Annotated in this window: 4 protein-coding genes; all 4 read left to right on the top strand. The window is 55.3% G+C overall.

The window, feature by feature from the left end:
* Positions 1-344: 344 nt before the first annotated feature.
* From pglX to pglZ, 4 genes are read left to right on the top strand one after another with little or no spacing between them, the layout of a single operon-like run.
* Positions 345-4013, top strand: a complete 3669-nt coding sequence (pglX, locus tag MKP05_RS19415; protein WP_240569818.1) for a BREX-1 system adenine-specific DNA-methyltransferase PglX — start codon at positions 345-347, stop codon at positions 4011-4013.
* A gap of 26 nt (positions 4014-4039) precedes the next feature.
* Entirely contained in the window at positions 4040-4345 is a 306-nt protein-coding gene (locus MKP05_RS19410; protein WP_240569817.1) for a hypothetical protein, read from the top strand.
* Positions 4346-4388: 43 nt separating this feature from the next.
* On the top strand, positions 4389-5360 hold the full coding sequence (locus MKP05_RS19405) for a toll/interleukin-1 receptor domain-containing protein (protein ID WP_240569815.1): 972 nt from the start codon (positions 4389-4391) through the stop codon (positions 5358-5360).
* 41 nt (positions 5361-5401) lie between these two features.
* A complete protein-coding gene (gene pglZ, locus MKP05_RS19400) occupies positions 5402-8032 on the top strand; it encodes a BREX-1 system phosphatase PglZ type A (protein ID WP_240569814.1) in 2631 nt (876 codons plus the stop codon).
* Positions 8033-8086 lie beyond the last annotated feature (54 nt).

The raw sequence follows: 8086 nt of genomic DNA, 5'->3' as shown, positions 1-8086 counted from the left end.
GAGGGGAGCCCCCCGTCCTTCACTCGCCGAGGTCGCTCGGGCTACGCCCTCACGACCTCGGCGACACAAGGTCTCGGCTTTCTCATCTTGATTGTCGCGTGACTCTCAACTTGATTGTCGCTCTACAGCCAAACGCTACTGCTCAGCACCGATGGCTACTGGCAGGAGCACCTTGAAGCAGGCATGCCACGGCATAGCCTGCGGGACGATGCCAGCCTCCTCACCTTGCCGGTCGGATCCGGACAACTTGATCAGATCGATCTGGCGTCGGATGCCGACAACCTCAGGCACTTTCAACACGCATGATCACCGGCCCCAAGATCCGGAGCCGACAGGAACCAAGCATGAACACAGGGAACATCAAAAAGTACGCCCCCAAGGCGCGTACCCGCTTCATCGAGGCCATGACCCGCCAGGCCGCACGCTACGGCATCACCAAGGGCCATGTAGCGCCCGCCGAGGTGCGTGGCGACGTGATGCTGATCAGCGCTCTGGATGGCCAGACCCACAGCGTCCCAAAAGCGCTGCGCGGCCCCCGCGAGGCGCTGGCCAAGTGGGTGACCCAGCTGGGCTTCGAGCAGGCCATGGAGCAGGCCGCCTACAGCTGGTTCAACCGTCTGTGCGCGATCCGCTTCATGGAGATTAAGGGCTACCTGGATCATGGCCGGCGGGTGCTTTCCCACCCGGACCACGAGGGCGGCTTCCAGATCCTCGATGACTGCCTGGAGATCGACCTGCCCGGGCTGGATTCCGCCCGAGTGCGTGAGCTCAAGCTCGACGGCACCCAGGACGAGGCGCTCTACCGCGAGCTGCTGCTGGCCCAGTGTCACGCCCTGCACGAGGCCATGCCGTTCCTGTTTGAGCCGCTGGACGACGCCAGCGAGCTGCTGCTGCCGGACAACCTGACCAAGACCGACTCGCTGATCCGCGAGCTGGTGGAAGCGATTCCCGAGGAGGACTGGCAGGACGTCGAGGTGATCGGCTGGCTCTACCAGTTCTACATCGCCGAGAAGAAGAACCAGGTAATCGGCAAGGTGGTGAAGAGCGAGGACATTCCCGCCGCCACCCAGCTGTTCACCCCTAACTGGATCGTTCAGTACCTGGTACAGAACTCCGTGGGCCGCCAGTGGCTGCAGACCTACCCGGACTCCCTCCTCAAGGGCCAGATGCCGTACTACATCGAGCCCGCTGAGCAGGAGCCCGAGGTGCAGGCTCAGCTGGACGCCATCACCCCGGCGAGTATTGATCCCGAGACCATCAAGGTGCTCGACCCTGCCTGTGGCTCCGGCCACATCTTGGTCGAGGCCTACAACGTGCTGAAGGCCATCTACGAGGAGCGCGGCTACCGCTCCCGGGATATCCCCCAGCTGATCTTGGAGAACAACCTGTTCGGCCTGGATATCGACGACCGCGCCGCCCAGCTTGCCGGTTTTGCGCTGCTGATGAAGGCCAGGGAGGACGACCGTCGGATCTTCACAAGAGGTGTCCACCTCAATGTGATGGCCCTGCAGAGCACCCAGCACCTCGATGCCGGCACCCTGTGGCGCGACCTCAATCTCACCGGTGATTGGCACCAGGGCCAGTCCCAGAGCCTGTTCGAGAGTGAGCAGAAAGAGCTCTCCAGCAACGACAACACCTACAAGGCCATCGTCGACCTGATCGAGCGTTTCCAGGACGCCAAGACCTTTGGCTCGCTGATCGAAGTGCCCAATAGCTTTGAAGCGCCGCTCAAGACCCTGCGGGACGAGCTGAATAAGCTCAGCGACAGCGGCGACACCATGCAGAAGATTGCTGCCAAGCAATTGATGCCCATCGTGGAGCAGGCGTGGGTAATGTCACAAAAATACGATGCTGTCGTTGCAAATCCGCCCTATTTAGCTAAAAAAGCAATGATGGGAAAAGTTAAAAACTATGTAGAGAGTGAATATCCTGAAGGGAAAAATGACCTTTACGCGGCCTTCGCCGTTAGATTTGATGGACTTTTAAAAATCAACGCGTACTGTGGCTTAATGACGCCATATACATGGATGTTCCTTTCTTCATACGAAGATTTTCGTCACTTGTTGATTGACAAAATCAAGGTTCGAACATTAGTTCAGCCCGAATACCATGCAATATCAGAAAGCGCCGCGGTTCCCATTTGTTTTTTTGCGGCACAAAAATCACAAATAAATTCAATTTCATCGTTTTTTGATTTAACTGAAGTGTGGGGGCTTGAAGAACAGTCAGACGAAATAAAGAAAATATTAAAAAAGATGGAAGGCAAGGGGAGGAGAATAGATTTGCCTCTTGAAAGATTTTCCTCAATTCCTAGCAGCCCGTTTGTGTTTACACTGAGTGAGTCTATATACAAATCTTATGATTCTGGACGAGTATTGAGAAGCTACGCTTATCCTAGACAGGGAATAAAAACAGGAGAGAATGAGAGGTTTTTACGGCTCTGGCACGAAGTTGATGTGACAAAGATAGGCTTTGGCAAGGAGGGTGAATCAAGCCCCGGTGGAAAATGGTTCTTCTGCTCTAAAGGAGGGAGGTATAGAAAGTGGTACGGAAATATAGAACACCTGATTGACTGGGAGCATGGAGGTGAAAGGATAAAAAAATTTAAAGACAGTGACGGAAGGCTTAGATCTCGTCCACAAAATGTGGATTGGTTTTTTAAACCTGGAGGCACATGGTCCACAATAACAAGCGCCAACCTTTCAATGCGATATTTTCCCGAGGGATATGCATTCGAAAGCAAAGGGTCTGTTTGTTTTCCAAGTGACAGCTGGCCAGTTTTCTCATTAATCTCATTCATAAATAGCGCAGTGGTGATCGATATTCTTCGAAAGACATCACCAACCATAGACTATTCAGAAGGTGCCTTGTCTTCCCTCCCTGTATGTGACTTTGATTTAAGTAAGTCAAACGAAATTGGTCGCGAATGCGTCGAGATAGCTAAAAAAGATTGGGATCGACTTGAGCGATCACAACATTTTCTAGGTTCTCCGCTAATTCTAATTAAAAATACTTGCAATGCGAGGGAGATATATAGAAGAATTAGGGCTCAAGACAAAGCGCTAGTGGACAAGCTTGCCAACCTAGAAAAAGAAAACAACAAGTTGTTTGATGATGCTTATGAGATGGATCATTTGCAAAGTGAAGATATTCCAGTAAATGAAATTACTCTAACGGCCAATCCATATTATAGATATGATGAGGAAGAAGATCGGGATTTAGAAGATTTAGAGGGAAGATTCCAGTCTGATACTGTTTCGGAGTTTGTCAGCTATGCTTTAGGATGTATGTTCGGAAGATACTCTCTGGATCGTGAGGGATTGGTTTATGCTCATGCTGGTAATATAGGGTTTGATGATCTCATCGCCGATGGGGTTTATACAGCTTTTCCTGTTGACTGTAATGGCATTATCCCTCTGACCGATAGGGAGTGGTTTTTGGACGATGCCACCAACCGCTTCCGTGACTTCATTCGCACCGTCTGGGGCGATGAGCACCTGCAGGAAAATCTCGACTTCGTGGCCGAAAGCCTCTGCCTACATGCCATCAAGCCAAAGAAGGGCGAAGCCGCGCTGGATACCATACGCCGCTACCTAAGTACACAGTTCTTCAAGGATCACCTGCGCACCTACAAGAAGCGCCCCATCTACTGGCTGTTTAGCTCCGGCAAGCAGAAAGCCTTCGAATGCCTTGTGTACCTGCACCGCTACAACGAGAGCACCCTGGCCGAGATGCGCACCGACTATGTGATCCCACTCACCGAGAAGCTCGCCAGCTACGTCGAGAAGCTGGAGCAGGATAAGGAATCCAGCGCCTCCGCCGCCGAAGCCAAGCGCATCGAGAAGGAACTGAGCAAGCTCTACAAGCAGCAGGCGGAGCTCAACGCCTTTGATGAGAAGCTGCGCCATTACGCCGACCAGCGCATCTCACTGTATCTGGATGATGGGGTAAAGGTGAACTATGTGAAGTTTGGGGATTTGTTGGCTGAGGTAAAGCAGGTCACCGGCAAATAAGCTCTCTTGTAAATTGAGGTGTATCTATGATTAAGATATCAGTTAATAATGTTGAAAAAGAATTGAGTGAAGCTTCAGAGAGCTGGATTGCTGATCAAATAAACCATCACCGAGGCATTGGTGCGGTTTGTGTCAAGATTTACATTAAGGCACCAGGCATCGATTTAGCGCTTGCGTCTGAAGGATGTGGTAGCGGTCAGCCTGGAGGGAGAAAGCCCAACAGGGATGAAATGATGTTTATTGACGCTTGGCAGCAGTTTCAACTTGGCAGCTCACCAATCAACACGGGGCGGCTAATTGCATTCCTAAAGCAAATTGATCGTTATGTCTAGCTTTAGATGATTGAGTTCCGCTTCTAACATCAGGGGCCCCAATATGGCAAAGTTGGTTTTTTCTTACTCACATTCTGACGAAGAGCTGCGTAATGAATTGGAGAAGCACTTGTCTCCTCTGAAGCGCATGGGGAAGATTGATGCTTGGCATGATAGAAGAATTGTCCCAGGTGAAGAGTTTGAAGGACAGATTGATAAGCACTTTCTAGAAGCTGACATCATTTTGCTTCTAGTAAGCAGCGATTTTATAAACTCTGATTATTGCTTCCAGGTAGAGATGGAGAGTGCTTTGCAGCGACATGATCGTGGCGAAGCTATAGTAATCCCTGTTATCCTTAGACCTTGTGCTTGGCATCAGCTTCCATTCGGAAAACTTTTGGCTGCTACTAAAGATGGCAAACCAGTTGTTCAGTTCCCAAGTTACGATGAAGGTTTTGTTCAGGTCGTCGACGCGGTTTCAAGAGCGTTAGATCAAGTCGGTGCCGAACCTTCTAGGCGTAATCCCTTGCGCCCTGAGGCCACACATACATCGAGCTCCCATGATGTTACGACTCCTCGATCTAGCAACTTGGCTATCCCTCAAAAAATTACAGACTTGGACCGCGATCGTGCTTGTAAGGAAGGGTTTGAATATTTGGTTAGATTTTTCGATAACTCTCTTGAAGAACTTAAAAATAGAAATTCCGGCTTGGATATTGATTTTCAGATCCGTGAGGCAGATTCTTTTTCATGCGCCATTTATCAAAATGGACAAAAAGCTTGTCAATGCGGCATATGGAGGAATGATCGAAACTCTGGACTAGGAGCTATTTGTTATAGCCAAAGCGGGGTGTCGAAAAATTCTTGCAACGAAAGCATGACTATAGATGACAACGGGCAAGTGATCGGTTTTCGCCCTCTCATGGGCGGCCATATGATGTCTGGGAATAGGGATGCCCTAATGACAAATGAAGGTATGGCCGAGCATTTCTGGGGGATGTTTATTTCCCCATTGCAGAGTGCAAATAGATATTGACCTATGGATGGGAGTACAAAAATATCTCAGGCTGCCTTCGTATGAATACTCAAGATCTTACTCTGGGGCTGAGTGAATCCTTTTTTACTGAAGGCCACCGCCTCGTCTTCTGGTACGACGCCCCGGGCCATTTTATCGATGCGCTGGATGAGCTGCCTCTCGATGGCGTGCAGATCCTCAATATGGCTGGGCAGTCCACCTTCGGCGTGAAGCTGCGCCTGGAGCTGGACGAGCCGGAGACGCCGACGCTGCTCTACTTCCCCTATGCGGAGCCGGCGCCGGAAGATGACTGGCTGCTGGACATCAAGCTCTACTCCGGGCGCTTCTACGCCGATCAGCTGTCGATGATCTTCAATGAGCTGGGGCTCACACTACATGCGCTGCGCGAGCATCTGGCTCAGCGGCAGGCGTTTCTGGGCAACCGCAAGCGCATTGAGGCGCTTAAGCGCCTGGTTACGCCGGAGCTGGACGAGGATGGCCTCGATCTGGCCATGTGTGCCGCTGTGGTGGGCGCGCCGGCCTTGGATATCGCCACCTTGCTGTTCCACCTGGCCGATGAGGCGGTGGTTGAGGAGGTAGGGCTGGAGGGCAATCCCTCTTCGCTGGAGGAGATGGCCAAGTACGCCCTGGTGCCGAGCCTGGTGCGGGCTCTGCAGCTGGAGGTGGGCTATCCCGCCAGCCAGGCGGAGCTCAACGGCGAGGCGCCGCTGCCGTTCGGCCAGCTGATGCTGCGGCTGCTGACCACCGGCTACTGCGAGAGCATCTCCGAGATCCCCGACTGGGCACAGAGCCATGCCATCGCCTCGGTGAACGCCCGGGCCACCTCGCGGGCGCTGCTCTCCCGCTGGCGGGACAGCTCGCGTTTCTACCCGGCCTTCGATGTGATCTCTGGCTGGGTCGCCGAGGCACTGCGTATCGAGGACAAGATCCGCGATGTGCCGCTGGAGCGATTGGCCAACGTGGCGACCTTCGAAGTGGTCGAGAAGCAGATCATCGTCGACCTGTGCCTGGCCATCCCCCAGGCCGATGTGCGTGACCTGGAGATGTTCCGCGGCATCATCGCCGAACGCCTGGACGGCTACTGGGCCTCGCGCCACAAGAATGACGAGCGCCGGACGCGCTATCGCCAGCTCTACGCCGCCCTGAGCGCCGCCATCGACCTGTTTGCCCTGCGACAGCAGCACCTCAACGGCTTTCATTACGAGAGCGTCGAGGCGCTCTACCACGCGTATTGCAGCGAGCTCTACCGCTTCGATACGGCCTACCGCCACTATGCGGTGGCTTCCGACAGCACCGGCGTGGAGCTGCTCAAGAAGCTCGATGAGGCGGTGGAGCACTGCTATGACGAGTGGTTCCTGGGCCAGCTCACCCGCAACTGGAGCGAGCGCGTCGACGCCGAGGGGCGGCTGCACGACTGGAAACTGCCGCGCCTCCCCAACCAGCAGCACTTCTTCCGTGACGTGGTGCGCCCGCACCTGGACGCCCACCGCAACAAGCGCCTGGTGGTGATCATCAGCGACGCCTTCCGCTATGAGGCGGCCGAGGAGCTGCGTGAGCGCATCAACGCCAAGCGCTACAGCGAGGCCACCCTGGGCAGCCAGCTTGGCGTGGTGCCCAGCTACACCACCTTGGGCATGGCCTCGCTACTGCCTCACCGTGAGCTGAGCTACCAGCCGGGCAGCGACAGCGTGCTGGTGGATGGCAAGTCGAGCCAGGGCACCGAGAACCGCAGCCAGCGCCTGAGCGCCGCCGTGAGTGGCCAGGCCATGGCCGTGACCGCCGAGGAGGTGAGGGGCTGGTCCCGCGAGCAGGGGCGCGAGGCGATCAAGGGCATGCAGTTGGTCTACGTCTACCACAACTTGGTGGACGCCCGGGGGGATACCGCCAGCACCGAAAGCGAGACCTTCGCCGCGGTGGAGGACGCCATCGAGGAGCTCGATACGCTCACCCGCAAGATCCTCATGCACCTCAACACCAGCACCGTGCTGGTCACCGCCGACCACGGCTTCCTGTTCCAGCGCAGCAAGCTGGATGCCACCGACCGCACCAGCCTGACCGAGAAGCCGGCCGGCGCCTTCAAGAGCAAGAAGCGCTACGTGCTGGGAACCAACTTGCCCGACAACGCCAGCGTATGGCACGGCCATACCCGCAAGACCGCCGGCACCACCTGCGACACCGAGTTCTGGATACCCAAGGGCGCCCACCGCTTCCACTTCGTCGGCGGCGCCCGCTTCGTGCATGGCGGCATCATGCCCCAGGAGATCGTCGTGCCGGTGCTCACCGTCAAGCAGCTGCGCGGCGAGAAGGTCGAGAAGCGCACCCGCCGCAAGGTGGACGTGATCTCGCCCAAGGCCTCGCTGAAGATGGTCAACAACATCCAGCGCTTCGACCTGCTGCAGACCGAGGCGGTCAGCGAGCAGCTCAAGCCCATCACCCTGGCCCTGGCCATCTTCGAGGGCACCGAAGCGGTCTCCAGCGAGGAGACGGTGACCTTCGACAGCACGAGCGACAACATGAATGAGCGCATGAAGTCCGTGCGCCTGTCGCTGTCGGGTACCGACTTCGACCGCAAGCGCGACTACTTCCTGGTGCTGCGCGACAAGGACCTCGGCACCGAGCTGGAGCGCTACCGGGTGGTCATCGACCTGGCTTTCACAGATGATTTCTTCTAAGCCGAGGGCCCGGCGCCGCCGGCCGCTCACGTTGGCACCCTGTCACCACCGTAT

The organism is Halomonas flagellata, from assembly GCF_022487945.1.
Lineage (GTDB): Bacteria > Pseudomonadota > Gammaproteobacteria > Pseudomonadales > Halomonadaceae > Halomonas > Halomonas flagellata.
Note: the sequence above shows the minus strand (reverse complement) of the source record. Positions and strands in the feature narration are given on the sequence as shown.